This window comes from Frankia sp. AiPs1 (genome assembly GCF_023716945.1).
Classification (GTDB): Bacteria; Actinomycetota; Actinomycetes; order Frankiales; family Frankiaceae; genus Frankia.
In genome coordinates, this window is the sequence record NZ_JAMQQF010000882.1 from 1 (window position 1) to 1,640 (window position 1,640).

Sequence of the window (1,640 nt, forward strand, 5' to 3'; positions counted from 1 at the left end):
GCCGCGGCGAAGCCGGCGGCGTCCGCCTCGCCGAAGCTGCCGCCGTGGACGGTGAAATCCCAGACCGCCGCGACCGCCGGCACTCCCGCGATCAGGCCGGCGCCCCACCTAAGCGCCGGCCGTCCGTCGTAGTCCGGCCAGCCGAGACGGTTGATCGCGGGGGCGGCCGACGGCCTCAACGTGATACCGGCGAGCAGGTCCGCCCGCCAGTCGGCGGACGCCTGCCGCCCCGGTCGGCTGTCACTGTCCATCTCCGCATCTTGGGGCCGGCAGTGGCCGGATCGGTGGCCCGGACGGAGGCGGTGTTGCAGGACACGCCGCATCGGGACGCTCACGGGCGGCGCCCCGGGCGATGCTCGGATGTCTCCCGACGGCAGAAGGGAAGGGACATTGTGACCTACCGTGCAGTCTGCTTCACGGCAGTCGGCGACATACCCTTTCGTTCACAGCTCCCTGAGCGGGTGGGTGCCCGCACCAGACCCGCGAGATCAGTACCCGCGAGATCAGTGGAGTGAGGAGAGGGATGCTCACACCGCTGCTGGCGGACGACCCCCGCCAGATCGGCCCGTACCGCCTGCAGAACCGCATCGGCGCCGGGGGGATGGGGACCGTCTATCTCGGCTTCACCCCGGAGCAACATCCGGTCGCGGTGAAGGTGGCCGCCGAGGAGCTCGCCGAGGACGTCGAGTTCCGCAGCAGGTTCGAGCGCGAGGTGCATGCGGCGCTGCGGGTACGGGGCAACGCGGTCGCCGCCGTCCTCGACGCCGACACCGACGCCCCGGCACCGTGGATGGTCACCGAGTATGTCGAGGGCATCAGCCTGGCCGAGGCGGTCCGGGCCCGCGGCCGGCTGGAGAACCACCTTGTCCGTGGCCTCGCGGTCGGGTTGGCCGACGCGCTGGTCGCCATCCATGCCGCGGGCGTCGTCCACCGTGATCTGAAGCCGTCGAACATCCTGCTGGCGTGGGACGGGCCGAAGGTGATCGATTTCGGGGTCGCCCACATCAGCGACAGCAGCACGCTGACCCGCACCGGGCACGTGATCGGGACCCTGGCGTGGATGTCGCCCGAGCAGATGCGCGGGGATGCGTCCGACTCCTCGGCGGACATCTTCGCGTGGGCGAGCTGCGTGACGTACGCGGCGACCGGCCGCCATCCCTTCCACGCCGAGACGCCGGACAAGCTGGCCCTGCGCGTACAACGGGACACTCCGGACCTCGACGCGCTGCCGGCTTACCTGCTGACGTCGGTGGCCGGGGCCCTGTCCAAGGTTCCCCGGCAGCGGCCGAGCGCCTCCGCCCTGCTCGCCTCGCTGGTCGGCCGGGAGGTCCAGGGGGTGACCGAGGCCGACGCCGTCGCGAGTGACTTCCTCGAACGCACCTGGACCGGCACGGCCCGGGCGGCGAGCGAGGGCCTCACCGTCCTGCCCGTCGGCGAGCGTGCCGCCGAGGACCGTGAGCGTGCCGCCGAGGACCGTGAGCGTGCCGCCGAGGACCGTGGGCGCGCCGCCGACGGCCCCGAGGGGGACCGGCGGGACCCCGCCGCGTCGGGCGGCGGTCGACCGTCCACCATGGGCGGTTGGTCGCCCGCCGTTCAGGGGCCGCCACCCGCCTCGGGTCCCTGGCCGGTCGGCCCGCCGC

1 protein-coding gene and 1 pseudogene are annotated in these 1,640 nt (G+C 73.2%); one reads left to right on the forward strand and one right to left on the reverse strand.

Features of this window, described 5'->3' with window-relative positions:
* Nucleotides 1–251 (reverse strand): annotated as a pseudogene (locus ND748_RS31560) (acetyl-CoA carboxylase subunit alpha/beta); the annotation flags it as partial.
* Between the two features lie 272 nt (nt 252–523).
* On the opposite strand from ND748_RS31560, the gene ND748_RS31565 reads away from it, so the two are divergent.
* The coding region (locus ND748_RS31565; RefSeq protein WP_251749946.1) for a serine/threonine-protein kinase at nt 524–1,640 on the forward strand (1,117 nt) is incomplete at its 3' end.